Consider the following 23,437-nt stretch of genomic DNA (forward strand, 5'->3'; position numbering starts at 1 on the left):
AATGAAGTATTCTAACTTATTGGGGCTGTCACTTATGACAGCTCCTCTTTATTATGGCCTTCCGGCTTTTGCTCAAACACAAAGCATTGACGAACGGCTCGTGGTTACCGCCACACAAACAGAAAGTCCCTGGTTAACAACCCCAGCCAGTATCACCCGCATTGACGTAGAGCAGCAGTTGCCGTCACTGAATATCGATGCCGGCGACGCCTTAGAAGGTGTCCCGGGCATCCAGGCAGATAGCCGTTATAATTACGCACAAGATTCGCGCCTGGTCGTTCGCGGTTTTGGCGCAAGAGCCGCGTTTGGTGTGCGGGGGATTCAGTTAAATGTCGACGGAATCCCGCTATCGATGCCGGACGGGCAGGCACAAACCTCAAGCATCTTACTGGACGAAATTAACTCCCTTGAGGTTTTACGTGGACCTTTAGCAGTCCTTTACGGAAATGCCGCCGGCGGTGTCGTAGAATGGCAAAGTCGTGCTCCCCGGGACTCAAAGTTCAGCCTGGCCACACAGCAATCGGCTAACGATTTACAACGCTACACGGTCGATGGTAGCTATGTTAATGACGACCAACAGTTGCGCTTGTTAGCCTCAGACTTTACCACTGACGGACCCAGACCACACAATAGCGCTGAGCGCCAGCAACAGGCTTTTCGCTGGTTTAGTCAGGTAACTGAACATCAACGGCTGGTGTTTCGTTATGACAATAATTACGCCCCTTTGCTGCAAGACCCCAGCGCGCTGACACCTTCAGCTTTTCGGCAAAACCCTGAACAAACGGTACAGCGGGCTATTGATTTTAATACGCGGAAATCTATCCATCATCGGCAGGGCTCACTCAGCTGGTTTTACGAAGCCGACTCGGTGAATCACCGGGTGTCCGTCTGGCAGGGCGACCGTGACATTGAGCAATTCTTACCCTTTAGCGGCGACGGCATGACCAGTTCCGGGGCGGTTATCGACTTGTCGCGCCAGTTTGAAGGTCTGCACGCCTACAGTCGCTGGCAGGCGGCTGAAACCTTGGCCGTGTCCGCTGGCTGGATGTTAGAAAACCAACAGGATCATCGAAAAGGTTTTGTTAACGAAATGGGCGACAAGGGTCAGTTACGACGGGACGAGTTTAACCATATAAAAAGCCATAGCCTGTACAGCCGGGCTAAGTGGGAATTAAACAGTAATTGGTCGGTCGATGCCGGGGTCCGTTATAATTGGCTGGATTACCAGGTTAACGACTTTTACATAAACGAACAAAACCCTGACGATAGTGGTTCTAAAGAATTTGATGAGCTGTCATTTGCCGGAGCCTTAACCTGGCAAATCAATGATCGGTTGAGCAGTTATCTGAGTTATGGCGAAGGTTTTGAAACTCCGACCTTAACAGAGCTTGCCTATCGCAACGAAGGCAGTGGCTTAAACGAGCAGCTATCGCCTTCGACCAACGAGCAACTGGAAATTGGCCTGAAAGCCCTTGTTTTTCAGAACTGGCGTCTTGGCTTATCTTTATTTGATATCCGTAGCAATAACGAAATACTGGTAGACCGCTCAATCGATGGCCGGACGACCTATCGCAATGCGACCAAAACAAGCCGCTACGGCGCCGAGTTCTCTGCTGAGGGAGATATTTTTGATACCCTGCAAGCTTATTTTTCCTATACCGATATCGTCGCCGAATTTGACTCCGGGTCGCTGGCAGGTAATCGCTTACCCGGTGTTTCAGATCAGCAATTGTTTGGGCGTTTAAAATGGACTTTGCCGCAGCAGTGGCAATTCAAGCTGTCAGCCCGTTACCGGGGAGACACCTACAGTTCTGACGATAATATGGTTGCAGCGCCTTCCTATACCTTGTTTGACGCCGCCATAGAAAAAACCTGGAATTTAGGAAAACATCAGTTCAATGGCTGGCTGCTGGTAGATAACTTAACGGATAAAGAGTACGTTGGTGCGGTAGTTGTTAACCAGGGCAGTGGACGGGCTTTTGAGCCTGGTATCGGCCGCGAGGTCAGCGTCGGCCTGAACTGGCACCGACGCTTTTAAACCTGCTATTAAGAGCGGCAGCTTAAGTTGTCGCTCTTAATACATCCAAAAGCCGCTCTGCTGCCTGTTCTGATGAAGCGGGATTTTGACCCGTGATGAACATGCCATCCTGTACGACATAGGCTTGCCAGTCATCAACTTTACGGTAATGAGCACCTTTTTCTTTCAACTCATCCTCCACCAGGAAAGGAACGACCGACGTTAAGCCGACTGCCTCTTCTTCGCTGTTACTGAAGCCGGTAACAGTTCTGCCCAGCACAATGGGATCGCCTTCTGGAGTTTTTGCATTAAGCAGCACTGCCGGTGCATGACAGACCGCAGCAACCGGTTTTCCTTTGCTGCAGAATTGCTCGATTAAATGAATTGACTTGGCATCTTCGGTTAAATCCCACAACGGACCATGGCCACCCGGGTAAAAAATCGCATCAAAGTCATCAACGTCAATTTCGTCAAGCTTACAGGTTGAAGACAACTTATTCTGTAATTTTTCGTCATGGTCAAAACGCTTTGTGGCCTCAGTTTGTGCCTCTTCAGCCTGACTGTTTGGGTCAATGGGTGGTTTACCTCCCGCTGGAGAAGCTAGCGTGACTTCACAACCAGCATCAGTAAATACGTAGTAAGGAGCAGCAAATTCCTCTACCCAAAAGCCTGTTTTATTGCCACTATCGCCAAGCTTATCGTGCGATGTTAAAACCATTAAAATATTCACGTTTAACTCCTTAAAACATTAACTTATAAAAATAAATTACGTTACTCCGGGTCTCTTTGATCACCCGTATCATCCAGCCAACGGTACAGTGTCCTGCGTGTAACACCTAATAATTCCGCGGCTTTTGACTTGTTACCGTCGACATGTTTTAAAACCTGGTCAACGTAATCCTGCTGCACTTGCTGTAGTGTCGGCCAGGCCGCAGGCTGTTGCACCTGTCCCCCGGCATCGTATTCAACAATGCGGGCCGGAAGATCCTGCTGGTTAATCAGGCCGTTAGTGCTGAAAGCGGCAGCCCGTTCTATGGCATTTTGCAGTTCCCGCACGTTACCCGGAAAGGGATAATTAAATAACGCATCTAAGGCATCACTGCTGATATCTTTTAACTGCTTATCACTCTGTTGCTGCATTAGGGCAATGAAATGCCGCACCAGGCGTTCAATGTCTTCGCCCCGGTCACGCAGTGGTGGCACCGTTATCGAAAAAGTTTCCAGACGATAAAAAAGATCTTGCCGAAAACTTCCCTCGGTTACCTTCTGCTCAAGATTTTGGTGGGTCGCTGCTAAAATTCTCACATCCACCGTTTCTTCTTTATCGCTGCCTACGGCACGAATTGTCCCTTCCTGCAGAACCCTCAGTAGTTTTGCCTGCAGTGACATTGGCATTTCACCGATTTCGTCCAACAGCAGTGTACCGCCATCCGCCTGCTTCAACAGTCCCTGGCGCTTACCCTTAGCACCACTGAAAGAGCCGGCTTCGTGACCAAAAAACTCGCTTTCCATTAACTCAGACGGAATACCCGCGCAATTAACTGCCTGAAAGGGTTGTTCTGCCCGGGGGCTGTATTGGTGTATCGCTTTAGCGACCAACTCCTTACCCGTGCCACTCTCGCCGAGAATCAATACACTGCCATCTACCGCTGCTATCTGTTCAATTTGTTCGTACAGCTTTCGCATAGCGGGGCTTTGACCAATAATTCCGCCGGGCCCTGCCTGCTGGCTTTTAAACCGCTCTAATTCTTGTTTTACCGTACGGTGTTCAAGTATACGCTGTACACTCAGCAGCAAGTGTTCAATATCCAGCGGTTTAGTCAAAAAATCGGCGGCTCCTTTTTTTAGAGCATCAACCGCCTGATCTACCGTCCCAAACGCCGTAATCAGCAATAACGCCGGCGGTAACTGCTGCTGCTTTATCCAGTCCAGTAACGATAAACCCGAAATCCCGGGTAAGCGGATATCACTAATGATTAAATCATAGGTTGCCTGTTGCTGCTGAAAAGATTCGACACTATCAAAATAGTCGACGTTAAAGCCTTCCGCCTCCAGCTCTTCGACTAATAATTCATTTAACGCCGGATCATCTTCGATAACCGCTAGTTGAGCATACTTATACGACATAACTTATTGCTCCTGATGCAGTGGCAGGTATAAAGCCACACAACATCCCCCCTGAGTTTGATTTTTTAACTGCATTGAGCCGCCATGGTCAGCCATGACGTGGCTCACTATGGTCAATCCTAGGCCGGTACCCTGACCCTGAGGTTTATCGCTGCTAAAAGGTTGTGTTGCCCGCTCTTTCATAGTGGGTTTAATGCCTTCGCCATCATCACAGACAGAAAACTTTGCGAATCCCTCAGACGGCATGACTGTAACGACAACTTCTTTTGTTGCCGCCTGTAATGCGTTTCTTAATACATTAATTAAAGCCAACTCCAGGCGTTTCTCATCAACATTTAAGGTTAATGGGGTAACGTCCTTAACGGTTATGACCAGCGCATCATTGTCGCGTTCGTAGTTTAAATTCTCGACAGCGCGCTGAACTAGCGTTGCAGCGCTAATTAAACGCCGCTCCTGAACCGGAGTGCGGGAAAACGCTAACAACTGATTGACCAGGCCGGTTAAACGCTGAACCTGGCCCCGAACTGCCATTAACTGGCGCCGATCCTTATCGGTTGTCTGTTCTTTTAATAGGCGCTTTGCGCGAGCATCTATGACCGTCAGCGGGGCCCCAAGCTCATGAGCGACACCGCTGGCCACGCTGCCAATAGCTGCCATTTTTTCCTGCTCTCTTAATGCCTGCTGCAGCTTAGCTTCCTGCTGGCGCGTTAACTGAAGTTCTTTTTCTGCCTCGGCAATACTATCGAGCATGCGATTCAGTCCCTCACTGATTTCGGCAATTTCAGTGGGGCCATCGGGATTTACGCGACTGCTCCGATCACCCTCAGCAACCCGGCGCATGGCGTTTTTAAGTTCAACCACATGACGCCCGACACCGCGATAATGGCCAAAAATCAGGACGGCAATAGTGACCACTGCAAACAGCGCCCAGCTAAGCCAGGCTACCTGGCTTAACTGGGCAAACCGATCATCAAAATCACTGGCTTTTCGGTTAATTTGTAACAGCCCAATGATGCGTCCGCCACGATCGATAATAGGTAAAAACTGCGAAAAAACATCCTGGCCTTCAACCTTTCGGTAGTCATCCTGCGTAATACCGGTTTCCACCGTCTGCTGAGCCAAAAAACTGTTCGATAAGTCGGTTTCAGTAATACCCGCTTCAGCGACTTGCTCCCCGCTGACGTTGTATACCGACGCGCCGTAGACACGACCTATCGAAAAAACTGAGTCTAGATTCGCTTGTACCGCTGATAAGTCACCACTTATTAAAGCATCACTCAACGGCAGACTAATCGCTCTTCCCAGCAGCTCTAAATCGGCCTTTAATCGCTGCTCTTCCTCTGTTGCAGCTATTTGTAAGCCAAAAGAAATCGCCGCGCCCGAAAATACGATCATCGGAATAACGACATAAATTAGTAAGCGTTTTTGTAGGCTTGAAAGATTCAGGCTGTATCTTTTTGTCACTTTATCTCCTTAGACTGTGTATAAACGATACACTTTTTTCAAATAACTTCCTAATCAAAAACCGCCATATAAAATAAACCTTCACAATTCAGTTACTTACAAAGTTGGCACGAAGTTAGCAAAGATACCTGTGAAAATTTTAATGGTGTACAAATTGAGTTCTAATAAACGTTAGGAGTTTACGATGAAAAAGACAATGATCGCTTTGGCCGCAATTATGGCGTTTGGTTCAACCACAGCTATTGCTCAGGAAAGTGCTGAGCAACAAATGGCTCAACAGTCAGTAGAAATTACTGAAGGTATGCTGGTTAAGTTCGTAACCGCTATGGAAGGTGTTCAGGAAGTTACAGAAGAATATCGCGCAAAATTCCAGAACGCTGAAAACCAGGAAGAAGCACAAACCATCCAACAGGCAGCTCAGGAAGAAATGATTGCTGCAGTTGAAAGTGCAGGCCTGACGCCAGAGCAATACAACATGATCATTCAACAGGCGCAAAACGATGAAGAATTGCGTACACGTCTGCAAGAAATGACCGGCGACGCGTAAGTTCTCGCATTGCTTAAAAAAAAGGCGGCTTAGCGATAAGCCGCCTTTTTTGATCATATGCACTATGCTTTACGTAAATTCAGATAATAGCTGTGCACTAGCAAGGAGTATTTGCCGTGAAAGCATCAGATCTCATGATCAAAGCACTGGAAAATGAAGGTGTTGAATACCTGTTCGGAATCCCTGGCGAAGAAAACCTGGATTTACTTGAGTCCCTGTCCAAATCCTCAATTAAACTGATCATTACACGGCATGAGCAGGGCGCCGGCTTTATGGCAGCAACTTATGGTCGTTTAACAGGTAAACCCGGGGTTTGCCTGTCTACGCTGGGTCCGGGCGCGACAAATTTAGTAACGCCGGTTGCTTACGCACAACTCGGTGCCATGCCGATGGTCGTTATAACCGGCCAAAAGCCAATCAAAGAGCGCCAGCAAGGGCAGTTCCAAATTATTGATGTAGTCGACATGATGACGCCCATCACCAAATACACGCAACCGATTATCAGTGCGAAAACTATCCCGGCCCATGTTCGCGAGGCCTTTCGCCGCGCTGAAGAAGAACGCCCCGGGGCCTCTCACCTGGAGCTGTCAGATGATATTGCCCGCGAGGAGATTGACGCTGCTCCTATCGAAGCCAGTTTTTACCGGCGTCCCATTCCTGAATATAAAGCCGTCACCCATGTTCTGGAGCTTTTAAAACAGGCTAAACATCCGGTCTTATTAATCGGTGCTGCCGCGAACCGTAAAATTACCGCAAAAATGCTCCGCGCCTTTGTTGATAAAACCGGTATACCCTTTATTACTACGCAAATGGGCAAAGGGGTTATTAATGAAGACCACCCCAAATGGCTGGGCAATGCGGCTGTGTCTGATGGTGATTACCCGCACCGGGCCATCGAAAAATCGGACTTAATACTGAATGTCGGCCACGATGTTATCGAGAAACCACCTTTTATGATGCGCGAAAGCTCTCGTAAAGTAGTTCACATTAACTTTCAGAGTGCCGAAGTGGACGCCGTCTATTTTCCTCACGCCAGTATGATTGGCGACATCGGCAACAGCATCTGGCAGCTTAAAGAGGGCATAGAACCACAACCCCACTGGGATTTTAATTTTATGGATGAAGTGCGCGACCGGATGCGAGATCACACCGATGAGGGAGCTAACGACGACCGCTTTCCGCTGCTGCCCCAACGTCTGGTCGAAGAAGTTCGTGAGGTCATGCCTGATGACGGCATTATCGCCTTAGATAACGGCATTTATAAAATTTGGTTTGCCCGCAATTATCCAGCACGTCAGCCCAATACCGTGTTGCTGGATAACGCATTAGCCTCAATGGGGGCAGGTTTGCCATCGGCAATGGCTGCCAAACTGGTTTTCCCTGATAAAAAAGTCGTTGCGGTTTGCGGTGATGGCGGCTTTATGATGAATTCGCAGGAGTTAGAAACCGCCGTTCGCATGGGCCTTGACCTGGTCGTTCTGATTTTAAATGACAATGCCTACGGCATGATTAAATGGAAGCAGCAACAGATGCAGCTGAGTGACTTTGGACTCGATTTTGCTAATCCGGACTTCGTTAAGTACGCCGAAGCCTATGGCGCCAGCGGCTACCGCTTAAGCGAAACAGGCGAGTTACAACCGCTAATGAAAAAGTGCATGGAGCAGGGCGGTGTCCATCTAATTGATGTTCCCGTTGATTACTCCATGAACAACCAGCTGTTAAACCAGGAAATCCCTAAGCGGGCAGCACAAATTACTGACTAGTTTTATTCAGTGATTTGTGATTTTGCTTCTGGGTGAGTTTCTGCAAATGTGGGGTAGTCGTTAAGCTTATCAACAAACTCCAGCAGTTGCGGATACTCATCCAAAGAGAAGCGCTGACGAAACAGACCCCAGCTTAAGAAACAGCCTAGTCGTAACTCGCCGTCGCTAAAAGGATGAGGGCCTTCATAAGCGACCGCATGATCTTTATTTTCCATCAGTTTCAAAATATCGTTAACACGATGCTGCTGGCGCTGAAGATACTGAGTGTTTTCTGGTGTGAGATTTTCTTTGCCCAGTAAAAAAATATTGATGCTGGCATCCATTGCGGTATTAACCAGACAGTACTGGTCATAGTCCTTTTTATCAGCAAAGTAACGTTCACCGGCTTTTTCCCTAACATATTTTAAAATGCTGCTGGAATCATGCAAACGCAAATCATTGTGGTGCAAGAAGGGCACTTTCTTGGCAGGAGAAAGCTTAGCGCTCATGGCATAATCTGCTTCGGTAAATGAAAACTTAGTTTTTGTTTCGGCCAAAGCAATGCGTATATGCCTAACATAAGGTGAGGTGTAACTGCCAAATAGTTCCATGCTAATAGTCTCCGCTTATTATAAATTTTAGTGATCTCGACACGGCTCATCAGGGTATTCAAGCTCGATGGTAGTGTGTGCTAAATCAAAAGAGGCCAGCTTTTGCGAAACACTGTCTTTTAACTGTATTCGTTCAGTATTACTTAACTCCTTTGATACCACAATATGCGCAGTTAATACATGTTGTTCTCCGTCCAGCGACCAAAAGTGAATATGATGGGCGTCCTCAACGTGCTTTATCATTTTCAGCTGCTTGACGATTTTTTGATAATTTTGTTTGCTTGGCGTGGCCTGGATAAATAGCTTTATTGTTGAGATTAGTGAGCGCAAAACGTTAATCAGGATAAAAAGGGTAAAGGCGATGGAAAGCAATGGATCCAGTATCGGCCAATCAACAAACATCAGAACAATTGACACCAATAACACAGCTATCCAGCCCAACACATCCTCAAGCAGATGCCAGTTGAGCACACGTTCGTTGAGCGTCTTACCTTTGCTTAGTTTAAATGCGGCAAAACCGTTAACAGCGACGCCAAATACAGCCAGTAGCATCATACCTTCAGCTTGCGGCATTACAGGATTAAAAAGACGGGGCAGGGCCTCAACTAATATCCAGCCGGAACCTGCAATCAACACCACTGCATTCATTAAGGCTGCAACTAAGGATAAACGCTGGTAGCCATAACTAAAGGAAGCGGTCGGTTCTTTTTCGCTGAATTTATTCAGTAGCCAGCCCATGCCCAGCGCGAGGGTGTCACCCAAATCGTGCACGGCATCAGCCAGAATAGCGGTACTGTTGGTCAGCAGGCCACCAACAAACTCAATAATGGTAAAAACCAGGTTCAGTACAAATGCCCAGCCAATACGGGTCGATGAGGTTTCCTCAGAGTGCTGGTGCATAAGGCTTACGAGTCCGCTACCACCACCCGGTTACGGCCTTGCTCTTTTGCCTGGTACAGAGCCGAATCTGCCTGTTTCAGCCAGTCATCAGCCGAATCCATACTGCTTTTGATGGCGGCAACCCCGACACTAACGGTTAAGTCAATTTGCTGTTGCTGACCATCCATATTCACAGTCAACGGATTGTCGTCGACTTGTTGCCGCAGCCGCTCAGCCACCAGACGCGCATCTTCGGTGGTGGCTTTAGGTAGCGTGATAACAAACTCTTCGCCGCCGTAACGCCCACAGGTATCAGTTTCTCGTTGGTTTTTCTGAATTAACTCAGCAATAAACTGAATCGCTTTGTCGCCGACCTGATGTCCATAAGTATCATTAACCGTCTTAAAGTTATCGATATCAACTAATATGACCGCCGCATTATCGTCGTACCGTTGCGAGCGGGCAAATTCCTGTTCGAATAGCTCTTGCCAGTAACCCCGGTTTAGCAGTTGAGTCAATGCGTCTGTGCGGCTTATCGACTGTAACTGCAAAAGACTGTTGGCTTCTTCGCTAACGTCGTAAATTAAGGCGCACACTCGCTCAATGGTCTTATTAGCAGAAAATAACGGAAATAAGGTGATATTCTGGAACATAAATTCTGAGCGGGCAGTAAACGGCCGGGTATTTTCAAAGCACAAGCTGTGCGGCTCCTGCTGCCAGTTGCAGTGGGCCTGAATACCTAGCTTTAACACCGAATCGGTTTTGTACTCAAACCAACTTTTTGGCAGGGTTGGCAGTAAACTGAACAAATTTTTATTTTTTGCCACACCGCTGCTGATGCCACTGTGGTTTTCCATAAAGCCATTCCACACCTCGACGTTATAGTCGCGATCAAAAACCACAAGACCAACTTCGATATTTTGCAGGATCTGCAAAATCCAGTGCATATTGTCAATATTTAACGTCGTATTACGCATCGACCAAATACCCCGCGCGCTCTTCCAGAACCGCAACTGAACTTTCAGTAAAAATGACAAATAAATCACAGGACAAGTGATATTCAGGAATATCATAATCGATATCAATTACTAAGACCTGTTCGTCTTTTACCGCTTCTTTAAACAACTTGTTAGCAGGTTCACTGATACCAATAACCGACGGCTGGCTAATGTTAAATTCTAAGTCCAGTTGGGACGCAAAGCGCTCTAGAAAAGTGGCAATTAGAATTGAGGCGATATCAAGAAAAACACTTTGATAATCATCTTTAAACTGATGCTGATGATAATGAGCCAGTTTTTCGGGTAAGTCATTTAAGGTGCGATTATCGACAAACAAAATCGCTTCGCCGGCCACGGCATTTCCCACAAACCCTTCCGAAACGGCATTCAGGTGAAGGTTCTGGTCATACTGCAAAATTCTGGGTAAATGCTCGTACGCTGTCACTACTACTTTGGGAACGGGTAGGTGAACAAAGGTGCCCAACATGTCGCTGAGCAGATTAGCCGCGTCGCCCAAGGCCACGTTACTGACCTCTTTTAAGATATCCGTCGCTTCGATCGGATCGGTCAGTAACTCAGCTCTTTGTTGATGATTCGGTAATAACTCCTGAATGAGACCATATTCTGTTAAGACTTTATTGAGCTCATCGTTATCGATAGGCTTTTTGATAAAATCAAGAGCACCCAGTTTTTTAACACGCTGCCGGGATTCCTGCTGGATATCACCGGAAACTACAATGGTAAGGCAATCCAGTTGCCGCTCATTTATTGCCTCGAGGACAGCAAAACCATCCATAACGGGCATTGTCAGGTCAAGAAATAATAACTCTGCCGCACCTTGCTCAATTAGCTTCAGTGCTTGTTCACCGTTTTCAGCGAAGCTAACATCGATATCCCACTCAGTCGGCAGTGCGCGCTCGATGCTTTTCCTGGCTAGCTTTGAATCATCACAAATAACTATTTTCATTTTATCATTCTACAGTTACAGACTTTGCCAGATTCCTCGGCTGATCAACATCGGTACCTTTTATAATAGCGACAAAATACGACAGTAATTGCAACGGCACTGTGTAAACAATGGGTGCAATAATCTCGTCGCAATGACAAACATTTAGCACATTCAGTGCTTTATCACTTTTAAAGCGCGCGTTTTTGTCCGCAAACACATACATCAAACCGCCCCTGGCGCGAACTTCTTCAACGTTAGACTTCAGCTTTTCCAATAGTTCATTGTTAGGCGCTACCACGATAACCGGCATGTTATCATCGATTAATGCCAGCGGCCCGTGTTTAAGTTCGCCTGCGGCATAAGCTTCGGCATGAATATAGGAAATCTCTTTAAGTTTAAGCGCTCCTTCCATAGCGATAGGGTACTGATTGCCCCGCCCTAAAAAAAGACTGTGTTCTTTATTGGCAAAATCCGGCGCCAATGATTCTATTTCTTCAGCAAGGGCTACAGCCTCTTCGAGTTTGGTCGGCAACGCCTGCAGTGACTTAACTATAGCACTTTGCTGCTGTTCCGCCATGCCACGGTATTTACCTAAGGCTACGGTCAGCATCAGCAACCCTGTCAACTGAGTAGTGAAAGCTTTTGTCGACGCAACACCGATTTCGGTTCCGGCTCGTGTCATAAAAGCTAAATCAGACTCCCGTACCATCGATGAAGTCGCGACATTACAGATGGTCAGACTTCCTTTGTAACCTAAGTCTTTTGATAAACGCAGCGCAGCCAGTGTATCGGCGGTTTCACCACTTTGCGAAATGGTCACCAGCAAACTATTGGGGTGAACATAGGATTTCCGGTAACGAAACTCTGAAGCAATCTCGACGCTGCAAGACACGTTAGCCAGCGATTCCAGCCAGTAACGCGCCACCATACCGGCATGGTAGCTGGTGCCACAGGCTATAATTTGCACATGCTCAATAGCGCTAAATAGTTCAGCAGCGCCTTTGCCAAAGGCATCGTCCAGTACGCTGTGATCGGAAATGCGGCCTTCCAGAGTATTGCGAACGGCCGTTGGCTGCTCATGAATTTCTTTTAACATAAAGTGGCGGTACTGACCTTTACCGCCGGCATCATAAACGCCATCTGACTCAACGATTTCTCGCTCTACCGGCTGGCCTTGCTGATCGTAAATTTGAACCGTGGTCCGCGTAATATCGGCAATATCGCCTTCTTCCAAATAGATGAATTTACGCGTAACCGGCAACAATGCCAGCTGATCCGAGGCAACAAAGTTTTCTCCAATGCCCAGCCCGATTACCAGCGGGCTTCCTGAACGCGCGACAACCAGCCGTTCAGGATCCTGAGTGTCCATCACCACGGCACCATAAGCACCGTCCAGCTGCGGTACAGCCGCCTTTACAGCGTCAAGCAAGTCTGGATGGGTCTGACGCTCCTGATGCAAAAGGTGAGCAATCACTTCGGTATCGGTCTGGCTATTAAACTGATAACCGCAAGCCTGTAACTGCTCACGCAGTGACTCATGGTTTTCGATGATGCCATTGTGTACTACGGCAATACTGTCATTTGACTGATGCGGGTGAGCGTTTACTTCGCTGACCCCGCCATGAGTAGCCCAGCGGGTGTGGGCGATACCAATAGTTCCGTCTAACGGCTCGGCCTTTATGGCGTCAACCAGCGCCTGCACTTTTCCGGTGCGCCGCGTGCTTTGTAATGCGTTATCTTTATCGATAACTGCTACACCGGCGGAATCATAACCCCGATACTCCAGTCGCTTTAAGCCTTCTAATAAAATGTCACTTACACGACGTTCTGAGGTTGCTCCTACAATGCCACACATAGATTAACTTCCTTTTTTCTGAGGCCGCTGCCAGTTACTAATATTACGTTGTTTTGCCCGGCCTACAGCCAATTCTTCAGCTTCTACCGTGCGAGTAATTACCGAGCCGGCTCCCACGGTCGCTTTTGCACCAATAGAAACCGGCGCCACCAGTGAGCTGTTGGATCCAATAAAGGCATTATCACCTATCTCAGTCACCGATTTATTAACCCCGTCATAATTACAGGTGATGGTTCCGGCGCCAATATTGGCAAATTCTCCAACTTCGGTATCCCCCAGATAAGTCAAATGATTAGCTTTTGAGCCTTTGCCCAGCCGGCTTTTTTTCATTTCGACAAAATTTCCGATTTGCGCCTCGTCAGCTAACGTGGAGCCAACCCGCAGACGGCCGAAGGGACCCACCTTGCAGTTTTTCCCCAAGCTAGCTCCTTCAATGTGGCTGTTAGCCCGTATAACCGAGCCATCTCCAATGCTTGCGTCTTTAATCACGCAGTTAGGCTCAATAATCACACCATCGCCTAACTGCACATTACCTTCAAACACAACATTCACATCAATAACAACGTCTTCACCAACCTGCAATTGGCCACGGCAGTCAAACCGGGCCGGATCCACAAGGGTAGCGCCGGCTGTCATCACTTGCTCTGCCATACGCCACTGAAAGGCGCGCTCCAGGCTGGCCAGCTGCTGACGGTTATTTGCACCTTCAACCTCGCTGGTCTGCTGCGGCTGCGCTGAGGCAATTTGAACACCTTGCTCGGCAGCCATAGCGACAACATCGGTGAGGTAATATTCTTGTTGTGCATTGTCGTTACTCAAATCCTTTAACCAGGATTTAAAGGGCGCTCCCGAGGCAACCATAATACCGGTATTAACTTCGTCAATGCGTAATTGGTCCAGGTTCGCATCTTTTTGTTCGACAATGCCCTGAATCTGTTTGTCCTGGTCACGAATAATGCGCCCGTAGCCAACTGGATTATTTAAAAACATGGTCAGCAAACCCAGGTCTGTATCAGCGCTTGCATCCAGAAGTGCTTGTAAGGTTTCGGCTGTTAATAGGGGCACGTCGCCGTATAAAACAACCACTTTTTCATCATCCTTGATAAAAGGTATGGCTTGTTGCACGGCGTGTCCGGTGCCAAGCTGCTGTTGTTGTTCAATCCAGTTAAGATCATCACCGGTTACGCGTTGTTTTAGTTGTTCTGCTCCATGGCCATAAATGAGATCAATGGCTGAAGGGTTCAAAGCCCGTGCGCACTCGATAACGTGTTCTATCATGGGCTTGTTAGCAACTTTGTGCAGCACCTTCGGCAGCTTCGAACGCATCCGTGTGCCTTTGCCTGCAGCCAGGATGATAATGCGTAACTTCATCGGTTTATGTCCTTATCTTGTGCCTAACGAATACTTTATCTTACAGATAAAAAAGGCCCTGTTGTAGGGACAACAGGGCCTTTTCATCAGTTTTAAATAAACTTAACGTTTAAGTTTACGAATAACTTCAAGCTGAGCCAGTGCCCGTGACAACTCTGCAATAGCTTCCGCATAGCTTGTGTCCGTGCTTTGGTCAGCCAGCGCTTCTTCCGCACGCTTACGTGCGTCTTTAGCCGCTTGCTCGTCCAAATCATCTCCACGCACTGCTACGTCCGCTAAAACAATAACCTGGCCTGGCTGAACTTCTAATACACCACCAGCAACGTACATGAAGTCTTCGTCACCCGCTTCACTGACATAGCGAACCATACCTGGTTTAATCTTTGTCAGTAACGGCGCGTGACCTGGGTAAATTCCCAGCTCACCTTCGCTACCAGAAACCTGAACCGTCTGTACCGAGCCTGAGAACAACTCATCTTCGGCACTAACAACGCTCAAGTTTAATGTTTCTGTGGCCATTCAAACCTCCAGGTCGGTTACAGGTTTTTGCCTTTTTCGACCGCTTCTTCGATGGTACCAACCATGTAAAATGCCTGTTCAGGCAAATCATCATAGTCGCCATCCAGGATGCCTTTAAAGCCGGCAATGGTATCTTTAAGCGAAACGTATTTACCTGGCGAGCCAGTGAATACTTCAGCAACAAAGAATGGCTGTGATAAGAAGCGCTGAATTTTACGAGCACGAGAGACAGACAGTTTGTCTTCTTCAGACAGCTCGTCCATACCCAGAATCGCAATAATATCTTTCAGTTCTTTATAGCGCTGTAGTACTTCCTGTACACCCATAGCTGTATTGTAGTGCTCATCGCCGATAACCTGAGGGTCAAGCTGACGAGAAGTTGAATCCAGGGGATCAACCGCAGGATAAATACCCAGTGATGCGATGTCACGGTTCAGTACGACCGTTGCATCCAAGTGCGCAAAGGTTGTTGCCGGAGATGGGTCAGTTAAGTCATCCGCGGGTACGTAAACGGCCTGTACCGACGTGATTGAGCCGGTCTTAGTCGACGTGATACGTTCCTGCAGAACACCCATTTCTTCTGCCAGGGTGGGCTGATAACCAACCGCTGAAGGCATACGACCCAACAATGCTGATACTTCAGTACCGGCCAGGGTGTAACGGTAGATGTTATCCACGAAGAAAAGTACGTCGCGACCCTCGTCACGGAATTTCTCTGCGATTGTCAAACCCGTCAGGGCTACACGCAAACGGTTACCGGGAGGCTCATTCATCTGGCCATAAACCAGAGATACTTTATCCAGAACGTTTGAATCGTTCATCTCGTGATAGAAGTCATTACCTTCACGAGTACGCTCACCAACACCAGCAAATACTGAATAACCGCTGTGCTCGATGGCGATGTTCCGGATAAGCTCCATCATATTAACGGTTTTACCAACACCAGCACCACCAAACAGACCGACTTTACCGCCTTTAGCAAACGGGCAGATCAAGTCGATAACTTTGATACCCGTTTCTAATAATTCATTGGTGTTGGACTGATCTTCGTAGCTTGGCGCAGCTCGGTGAATCGACATTTTCTCTTCTTCACCGATAGGGCCCGCTTCATCAATTGGGTTACCTAAAACATCCATAATACGGCCCAGTGTCTTTTTGCCCACTGGTACCATGATTGGATCACCGGAGTTTTCCGCGGTGATACCACGACGCAGACCGTCAGTTGTACCCATTGCGATGGCACGCACGATTCCGCCGCCCAGCTGTTGCTGAACTTCGAGAACCAAACCTTCTAAGCCACCTTCGGTCACTTTCAGTGCGTCGTATACTTTTGGTACAGCGTCTTGTGGAAATTCTAAATCCACAACGGCGCCGATAATCTGTACGACCTTACCTTGACTCATGACGTTTCCTCTAACTCTTCAATTCTGTTAACCGTTGCCGCGTTATACCGCTTCGGCGCCGGATACGATTTCCGAAATTTCTTGCGTAATTGCTGCCTGACGCGCTTTGTTATACTGCAACTGCAGTTGATCAATAATATCCTCAGCGTTGTCCGTTGCAGCTTTCATTGCAATCATCCGAGCGGCTTGCTCGCTGGCAAAGTTATCCACTACGCCCTGGTAAACTTCCATTTCGACGAAACGCCGAATCAGTGTATCCAGGATACTTTCCGGATTAGGCTCATACAGGTAATCCCAGCTACCTGTTTGCACCTCTTCGTCCGACTCCGCTTGGGGCAATGGCAACAATTGGTGAATGGTCGGCTCCTGGGTCATCGTATTAACAAACTTGTTAAATACAACGTACAAGCGATCGATTTCACCTGCTTCAAAGGCTTCCAGCATAACCTGGATGGAACCGGTAATTTCTTTCAGCTCAGGCTTTTCACCCATGCCTGACACTTGCGCTTTCAGCTGACCGAAGCGCTTGAAAAAACCCGTTGCCTTGCTGCCTATGGCTGCAAAATCTGCTTCTACACCTTGCTCTTCCCACTCATTTGCATGCTTTACGACTTTCTTGAACTCGTTAGCGTTCAATCCGCCACAAAGACCACGGTCGGTCGATACTATGATGTAGCCTACACGCTTAACCTCGCGCTCTTCCATAAAAGGATGACGATATTCGAGATTACCACGCGCCGCATGACCAATCACCTTACGAATGGTTTCCGCATAAGGGCGACTGGCCTCCATGCGTTCCTGCGCCTTTTTCATCTTCGACGCAGCAACCATTTCCATAGCATTGGTGATCTTTTGAGTATTACCGATACTCGAGATCTGAGTTTTTATCTCTTTACCGCTGGCCATGATGATTCTCCTGTTAACTCAACGACAAATGGCCGCGATAGCGGCCATGTCCGATTACCACGATTGCGTTTGCTTGAATTTCTCAAGCGCTGCTTTCAATTGCGCATCGATGTCGTCGTTATAGTTGCCAGTTTTATCAATCTCAGCCATTAGCTCCGAGTATTCACTCGCCATGAAGGATTGCAGCGACTCTTCAAAATCCATGATTTTGTCGATAGCCACATCTTTCAAAAAGCCTTTTTCAACGGCATAAATTGATACAGCCATCTGAGCTACGCTCATTGGCTTGTACTGTTTTTGTTTCATCAGTTCGGTAACACGTTGACCGTGTTCCAACTGAGCACGAGTTGACTCATCAAGGTCAGAAGCAAACTGAGCGAAAGCCGCTAATTCGCGATACTGAGCAAGTGCAAGGCGGATACCACCACCAAGCTTCTTAATGATTTTAGTCTGCGCTGCACCACCAACACGAGAAACTGAAACACCCGCGTTTACCGCCGGGCGGATACCCGAGTTAAACAGGTCAGTTTCCAGGAAGATCTGACCATCGGTGATAGATATCACGTTGGTTGGTACGAATGCTGATACGTCACCAGCCTGAGTCTCAATGATAGGCAAGGCAGTTAAAGAACCAGTCTGGCCTTTAACTTTACCGTCAGTGAACTTTTCTACGTAGTCGGCGTTAACACGCGCTGCACGCTCAAGTAAACGAGAGTGAAGGTAAAAAACGTCACCAGGGAATGCCTCACGACCCGGAGGACGACGCAGCAACAGTGAAATTTGGCGATAGGCAACGGCCTGCTTAGACAAGTCATCATATACGATTAACGCGTCTTCGCCACGGTCACGGAAGTACTCACCCATAGTACAGCCAGAATAAGCTGCCAAGTATTGTAAAGCTGCAGATTCTGAAGCAGAAGCCGCGACCACGATGGTGTTTTCTAATGCACCGTGCTCTTCAAGCTTACGCACTACCGCTGAAATGGTTGAGTTTTTCTGGCCGATGGCAACATAGACACATTTAATGCCAGAGTTCTTCTGGTTAATAATAGCGTCCACAGCCAGTGCCGTTTTACCGGTCTGACGGTCACCAATGATAAGCTCACGCTGACCACGACCAACCGGAATCATCGAGTCAATTGATTTGTAGCCAGTTTGTACCGGCTGATCAACTGATTGACGTTCGATAACGCCCGGGGCAATCTTTTCTACTGGCTCGTAACCATCGGCATCGATTGGTCCTTTACCGTCAATTGGCTGACCTAGCGTATTAACTACGCGACCCAGTAACTTCTCACCAACAGGCACTTCAAGAATACGGCCGGTTGATTTAACTTTGGTGCCTTCCTGCAAATCTGCGTAAGGACCCATAACAACCGCACCTACTGAGTCACGTTCCAAGTTCAGTGCGATAGCGTAACGATTACCAGGAAGCTCTACCATCTCACCTTGCAAGCAGTCTGCAAGGCCATGGATGCGAATGATACCGTCCTGTACGGACATAATGGTACCTTCATTGCGGGCTTCGCTGGTGACTTCGAACTTTTCAATTCTCTGTTTGATCAGTTCTGCGATTTCATTTGAATTCAATTGCATGCTCAAGTCCCCAATTAGGATTGCAGTGCGTTAGCAAGACGATCTAACTTGCCGCGCAAGGTACCGTCGATAACGGTGTCACCTGCTTCTATAACCAGTCCACCAAGAATGGACTTATCGACACTGCAGTTCAGCTTAATTTTGCGTTGCAGACGCTTTTCCAGTGCTTTACTCAACTCTGTTTGTTGCGCTTTCAGCAGTTTTACTGCTGATTTAACATCAACAACAACTTCTTTTTCGTATTCCGCACGGAATGTCTGATAGAGCTCACTGACTGCTGGTAACGCTGGTAAACGTTCGTTCTCAGCTAACACCTTAATAAAATTTTCAGCGTTTTCATCAAGCTCATCGCCACAAACGCCAATAAAAACTTTTGATGTTTTTTCAACAGTCGAGGAGCTACTCAAAAACGATGCCATCCTCTCATCCTTTGCTACCGCTGCAGCAAATTCGAGCATATCGGCCCATTTATCGAGCGCTCCCTGTTCTAAAGCAAAATCAAATGCTGCTTTTGCGTAAGGGCGAGCGACCGTAGTCAGTTCTGACATAAGCTCTAACCCCTCAGTTAAAGTTCAGCAACCAGTTTTTCAACAATGTCGCTGTGAGCGTCTTTATCAATTTCACGCTCGATGATTTTTTCTGCCCCGGTTACTGCTAACACAGCAACCTGCTTGCGTAGTTCTTCGCGGGCACGATTGCGCTCGGCAGTAACTTCCTCATGACCAGACTGAACGATTTTTTCACGCTCTTCGTGGCCGCGCTGAGTTTCTTCCTCAACAATTTTAGCGCCACGTTTTTTCGCCTGCTCAATGATTTCAGCTGATTGCTGCTTGGCTTCTTTAAGCTGTTCAGCAATTTCTTGCTGAGCTTTTTCTAAATCTTTTTGAGCGCGCTCGCCTGCATTCAGTCCGTCAGCAATTTTCTTCTGACGTTCTTCAATAGCATTAATAATCGGTGGCCACACAAACTTCATGCAGAACCACACGAAAACTGCAAACGCGATCGTTTGTCCGATTAATGTGAGGTTAAGATTCACAACGGACCTCCTTTATCTGGTAACCGTCGGATTGCGCTTAGCCTGCTAACTGAGTTAAGAACGGGTTAGCGAAGGTAAATAGCAATGCGACAGCAACACCGATCATTGCGATAGCATCGATAAGACCCGCAACGATAAACATTTTAACTTGCAGCTGAGGTGCCAGTTCAGGTTGACGAGCAGCAGCTTCAAGGAACTTACCACCCAGCATACCAAAGCCAAGTGCCGTACCCAGTGCAGCAAGACCGATCATGATTGATACAGCGATAGCAGTAAAAGCAACTACAGTTTCCATTGATTTCTCCAGTTTTTCAGTAGATTAAAGTTAAAAAAGTAAAACAAAAAACTCTTAGTGATTAAATTAATGTTCAGAGGATGCCATGCTCAGGTAAACAATCGTCAGCATCATAAATATAAAGGCCTGTAACGTAATAACCATAATGTGGAACACAGCCCAGGCAAAGTGCGCTGGCAGCTGGAACAGTCCAATCATTGCAATAAGAATGAAGATCAGTTCGCCGGCATACAGGTTACCGAATAGCCGCAATGCTAAAGACGCAGGCTTAGCTAGTAAAGTAATGCTTTCCAGAACAAAGTTAACCGGAATAAACGCCCAATGGTTAAAGGGAGTCAGCGTCATTTCTTTAGCAAAACCTTTCATACCTTTATATCTGATTGAATAAATAATAATCAGAGCAAAAACACTTAAGCTTAAGGCAAAGGTGGTGTTCAGATCCGTAGTTGGAACCACTTTCATGTAAACATCATGCGGATCATCGACAAAACCTAACCAGTAACCGCCGTACATTGCCAATGTTGGCAACCAGTCGACAGGGACCAGGTCCATTAGGTTCATCAGGAATACCCAGACGAAAATCGTTAATGCCAAAGGTGCGATCAGTTTATCTTTGCCGTGAAAGGATTCTTTGACGCTGTTGTCAACAAACTCGACAATCATCTCGACAAAGCATTGCCATTTACCAGGTACCCCAGTCGAGGATTTTTTAGCGACTTTGCGGAAGCTCCACAAAAACAGCACACCCAGTAATACGGACCAGAAGATAGTATCGACGTTCACCGCCCAGAATCCTTCGCCCACCGTCCAATTTTGAAGGTGGTGTTGGATGTACTGAGTCGGAGTTTGCTCTCCACTTATCATGTTGTTTCCCAGTTACGTTGATTTTAAAAACAAAATTGGTGCTATCCACTGCGCAAAAACAGCGCCGACAAAGCCGCCTAACAGCCACAATGGACTTAAATTTGTTAATACGAAAAGCGCGCTTATAAAAACTGCTGTCAGCAACAGCTTTACACCCTCTCCGATAAAAAAACTTTTGACTACTTTTTGGTTTGCTCTGGCCCCCGAATGCAAAAAGGCGATTAGGGCAAACAGAGCATTGGGTACGATGGCCGACAATCCGCCAAGTAGGACGGCAGCGGCAGCGCTTCCTGTAAAGCTCAATGTTACGATTATCGTTAACAGAGCAAGAACCATCAATTGACCGGCAATTATTTTAAAAGCAAGTTGTCTACCTGCTCGTGTCATTGGTTCAGACACATAGCTTCCTTTCGGTCATTGATTGTTGCTACAACCCAATAGTTATTAGCCAGTATAAAACTCGCGCTAGTATAAAGATCTACCGGTTAATTGCAAACAAAATTGGCTCTGAATCACTGGTTTTCGGGCGCTTATACCCGCCTATTTAATGTGGGATAAAATACCGTCAAGCTCATCTAAACTGCTGTAGTTGATCACGAGTTTTCCCTTACCTTTACGGCCATGGTTTATTGCAACCTTTGCGCCCAAGGTTTCGGCCAGCTGATTTTGTAATCGCTGAATGTCGGCATCAGGTTCAGGTTGCTTTGCAACCTTTGCCGGCTCCAATGTAACGCGAATCAACTTTTCAGCTTCGCGCACGGTTAAATCTTTGGCTACGATTTGTTGCGCAACTTGTGCCTGCTGGTCACCTTGCAATGCCAGCAGTAATTTAGCATGCCCTAAGTCAATGTCACCGCGCTCTAGCAATGTTTTAACCGGCGTTTCCAGGTTATTCAAACGCAGCAAATTAGTTACTGTAGTGCGTGACTTGCCAACCGCCTGCGCAACATCCTGGTGAGTCATCTGAAATTCATCCAGCAGACGTTGCAGCGCAGTAGCTTCTTCCATAGCGTTTAAATCTTCACGCTGAATATTTTCTATCAACGCAATAGCAACGGCTGCCTCATCGGAGACATCTTTAATTAAACAGGGGACAAGGTCTAATTTGGCTAATTGAGCAGCGCGCCAACGCCGTTCACCGGCAATAATTTCATACTCGTCCTGTGGCAGAGGACGAACCACAATTGGCTGAATAATGCCCTGCGCTTTGACTGATGCAGCTAAATCTTCAAGGGCCTCGGGTGACATATCCTTACGCGGCTGATAACGACCTGGCTTGAGACTTTCAACCGGTAATTTTTGTAGTTCACCTTTTTCTGCCGCTTCAACTATTTGCTCAGCGGACTGCTGGGACTGTCGTTCCTGACTGGCGTTATTATTGGTTAGCAGAGCATCGAGGCCGCGACCTAACCCTCTTTTTTTAGCCGACATAAGTTACTGATTTCCTTAAATTAAATAACTCGCTAAGAGCTAGCTTCAGCAGTTGCCTGTTGTTCCGAGCGGCGAATTAATTCACCAGCCAGAGACAAATAAGCCTTTGCCCCGGTCGATGATTTGTCATAATACATCGCGGGAGCGCCAAAAGAAGGCGCTTCAGCCAGCCGCACATTACGAGGTATTACCGTACGGTAAACCTTATCGCCAAAATGTTGCTTTAACTGCTCTGAAACGTCGTTAGCCAGCCGATTCCGCGGATCGTACATGGTTCGTAATATACCTTCAATTGAAAGTCCCGGGTTAACCACATCGGCCAATTGGCGGATAGTTTCCATTAATGCTGTTAAGCCTTCTAAAGCATAATACTCACACTGCATTGGCACTAACACCGTATCCGCAGCGGCCATGGCATTAACCGTCAGCAGGTTCAGGGATGGGGGACAATCAATAAAAATGAAGTCGTAATCGTCCTGAACCGCTTTTAAAGCGTTACGTAAGCGTACCTCGCGGGCAAAAAACTCCATCAGTTTTATTTCGGCGGCGGTGACATCAGAATTAGCAGCAATTAAGTGATACTTGCCGTTTGTGTCGGTTTCGACGACGTCTTTAACCGGCTTTTCTTCAACTAATAGTTCGTAAACGGTATTGCCAACTTCGTACTTGTCGACACCACTTCCCATGGTTGCATTACCCTGGGGATCGAGATCGATTAACAAAACTTTTCGCCGAGTAGCCGCCATAGAAGCAGCTAAGTTGACTGCTGTGGTGGTTTTGCCGACACCGCCTTTTTGATTTGCGATTGCAATGGTAGTCGCCACGGG

At 47.4% G+C, this 23,437-nt stretch carries 23 protein-coding genes; 3 read left to right on the forward strand and 20 right to left on the reverse strand.

Features of this window, described 5'->3' with window-relative positions:
- Window position 1: 1 nt before the first annotated feature.
- Window positions 2–2,038, forward strand: coding sequence for a TonB-dependent receptor family protein (locus LG288_RS00070; RefSeq protein ID WP_404400802.1), 2,037 nt, complete (start codon window positions 2–4; stop codon window positions 2,036–2,038).
- Between the two features lie 22 nt (window positions 2,039–2,060).
- Here LG288_RS00070 and LG288_RS00075 read toward each other — a convergent pair whose 3' ends face one another.
- Genes LG288_RS00075 through LG288_RS00085 form a run of 3 tightly spaced genes read right to left on the reverse strand, consistent with a single transcriptional unit; the run spans window position 2,061 to window position 5,608 of the window.
- A complete protein-coding gene (locus LG288_RS00075) occupies window positions 2,061–2,747 on the reverse strand; it encodes a type 1 glutamine amidotransferase domain-containing protein (protein WP_404400804.1) in 687 nt (228 codons plus the stop codon).
- Between the two features lie 41 nt (window positions 2,748–2,788).
- Window positions 2,789–4,144 carry a sigma-54-dependent transcriptional regulator gene (locus tag LG288_RS00080; RefSeq protein ID WP_404400806.1) on the reverse strand — a complete coding sequence of 452 codons (1,356 nt, stop codon included), beginning with the start codon at window positions 4,142–4,144 and terminating at the stop codon, window positions 2,789–2,791.
- 3 nt (window positions 4,145–4,147) lie between these two features.
- Complete coding sequence (locus LG288_RS00085) at window positions 4,148–5,608, reverse strand: ATP-binding protein (RefSeq protein ID WP_404400808.1); 1,461 nt, start codon at window positions 5,606–5,608, stop codon at window positions 4,148–4,150.
- 184 nt (window positions 5,609–5,792) lie between these two features.
- Between LG288_RS00085 and LG288_RS00090 the strand changes: the two genes are divergently transcribed.
- Both LG288_RS00090 and LG288_RS00095 read left to right on the forward strand, forming a co-directional pair.
- Window positions 5,793–6,155, forward strand: a complete 363-nt coding sequence (locus tag LG288_RS00090; protein ID WP_404400810.1) for a DUF4168 domain-containing protein — start codon at window positions 5,793–5,795, stop codon at window positions 6,153–6,155.
- A gap of 116 nt (window positions 6,156–6,271) precedes the next feature.
- Complete coding sequence (locus LG288_RS00095) at window positions 6,272–7,918, forward strand: acetolactate synthase large subunit (protein ID WP_404400812.1); 1,647 nt, start codon at window positions 6,272–6,274, stop codon at window positions 7,916–7,918.
- Between the two features lie 2 nt (window positions 7,919–7,920).
- On the opposite strand, the gene LG288_RS00100 is transcribed toward LG288_RS00095, so the two are convergent.
- The 17 genes from LG288_RS00100 to LG288_RS00180 form a co-directional block, all read right to left on the reverse strand.
- A complete protein-coding gene (locus LG288_RS00100; RefSeq protein ID WP_404400814.1) occupies window positions 7,921–8,508 on the reverse strand; it encodes a glutathione S-transferase family protein in 588 nt (195 codons plus the stop codon).
- Between the two features lie 27 nt (window positions 8,509–8,535).
- A complete protein-coding gene (locus tag LG288_RS00105; protein ID WP_404400816.1) occupies window positions 8,536–9,408 on the reverse strand; it encodes a cation diffusion facilitator family transporter in 873 nt (290 codons plus the stop codon).
- A 5-nt stretch (window positions 9,409–9,413) separates the two neighbouring features.
- Window positions 9,414–10,364, reverse strand: coding sequence for a GGDEF domain-containing protein (locus LG288_RS00110; protein ID WP_404400818.1), 951 nt, complete (start codon window positions 10,362–10,364; stop codon window positions 9,414–9,416).
- A complete protein-coding gene (locus LG288_RS00115) occupies window positions 10,357–11,352 on the reverse strand; it encodes a response regulator (protein ID WP_404400820.1) in 996 nt (331 codons plus the stop codon). The genes LG288_RS00110 and LG288_RS00115 overlap by 8 nt, the downstream gene beginning before the upstream one ends.
- Window positions 11,353–11,356: 4 nt before the next feature.
- Window positions 11,357–13,189 carry a glutamine--fructose-6-phosphate transaminase (isomerizing) gene (gene glmS / locus LG288_RS00120; RefSeq protein WP_404400822.1) on the reverse strand — a complete coding sequence of 611 codons (1,833 nt, stop codon included), beginning with the start codon at window positions 13,187–13,189 and terminating at the stop codon, window positions 11,357–11,359.
- Between the two features lie 3 nt (window positions 13,190–13,192).
- A complete protein-coding gene (glmU, locus tag LG288_RS00125) occupies window positions 13,193–14,560 on the reverse strand; it encodes a bifunctional UDP-N-acetylglucosamine diphosphorylase/glucosamine-1-phosphate N-acetyltransferase GlmU (RefSeq protein WP_404400824.1) in 1,368 nt (455 codons plus the stop codon).
- Window positions 14,561–14,662: 102 nt separating this feature from the next.
- Window positions 14,663–15,079 (reverse strand): F0F1 ATP synthase subunit epsilon, encoded by a 417-nt coding sequence (locus LG288_RS00130; protein WP_404400826.1) that lies wholly within the window; start codon window positions 15,077–15,079, stop codon window positions 14,663–14,665.
- A gap of 17 nt (window positions 15,080–15,096) precedes the next feature.
- A complete protein-coding gene (gene atpD, locus LG288_RS00135; RefSeq protein ID WP_404400828.1) occupies window positions 15,097–16,482 on the reverse strand; it encodes a F0F1 ATP synthase subunit beta in 1,386 nt (461 codons plus the stop codon).
- A gap of 42 nt (window positions 16,483–16,524) precedes the next feature.
- Entirely contained in the window at window positions 16,525–17,388 is an 864-nt protein-coding gene (gene atpG / locus LG288_RS00140) for a F0F1 ATP synthase subunit gamma (protein WP_404400830.1), read from the reverse strand.
- 54 nt (window positions 17,389–17,442) lie between these two features.
- Window positions 17,443–18,984, reverse strand: a complete 1,542-nt coding sequence (gene atpA / locus LG288_RS00145; protein ID WP_404400832.1) for a F0F1 ATP synthase subunit alpha — start codon at window positions 18,982–18,984, stop codon at window positions 17,443–17,445.
- Between the two features lie 14 nt (window positions 18,985–18,998).
- Window positions 18,999–19,532 carry a F0F1 ATP synthase subunit delta gene (gene atpH / locus LG288_RS00150; RefSeq protein WP_404400834.1) on the reverse strand — a complete coding sequence of 178 codons (534 nt, stop codon included), beginning with the start codon at window positions 19,530–19,532 and terminating at the stop codon, window positions 18,999–19,001.
- A gap of 17 nt (window positions 19,533–19,549) precedes the next feature.
- Entirely contained in the window at window positions 19,550–20,020 is a 471-nt protein-coding gene (gene atpF / locus LG288_RS00155) for a F0F1 ATP synthase subunit B (protein ID WP_404400836.1), read from the reverse strand.
- Window positions 20,021–20,057: 37 nt separating this feature from the next.
- Window positions 20,058–20,315 carry a F0F1 ATP synthase subunit C gene (gene atpE / locus LG288_RS00160; RefSeq protein WP_404400838.1) on the reverse strand — a complete coding sequence of 86 codons (258 nt, stop codon included), beginning with the start codon at window positions 20,313–20,315 and terminating at the stop codon, window positions 20,058–20,060.
- Window positions 20,316–20,381: 66 nt separating this feature from the next.
- Window positions 20,382–21,179 (reverse strand): F0F1 ATP synthase subunit A, encoded by a 798-nt coding sequence (atpB, locus tag LG288_RS00165; RefSeq protein ID WP_404400840.1) that lies wholly within the window; start codon window positions 21,177–21,179, stop codon window positions 20,382–20,384.
- A gap of 12 nt (window positions 21,180–21,191) precedes the next feature.
- Entirely contained in the window at window positions 21,192–21,578 is a 387-nt protein-coding gene (locus LG288_RS00170; protein WP_404400842.1) for an ATP synthase subunit I, read from the reverse strand.
- Window positions 21,579–21,719: 141 nt separating this feature from the next.
- Window positions 21,720–22,610: a ParB/RepB/Spo0J family partition protein gene (locus tag LG288_RS00175; protein WP_404400843.1), complete on the reverse strand. Its 891-nt coding sequence runs from the start codon at window positions 22,608–22,610 to the stop codon at window positions 21,720–21,722.
- Between the two features lie 32 nt (window positions 22,611–22,642).
- Window positions 22,643–23,434, reverse strand: a complete 792-nt coding sequence (locus tag LG288_RS00180) for a ParA family protein (protein WP_404400845.1) — start codon at window positions 23,432–23,434, stop codon at window positions 22,643–22,645.
- Between the last annotated feature and the right edge of the window lie 3 nt (window positions 23,435–23,437).

The organism is Idiomarina seosinensis (assembly GCF_044797955.1).
Classification (GTDB): domain Bacteria; phylum Pseudomonadota; class Gammaproteobacteria; order Enterobacterales; family Alteromonadaceae; genus Idiomarina; species Idiomarina seosinensis_A.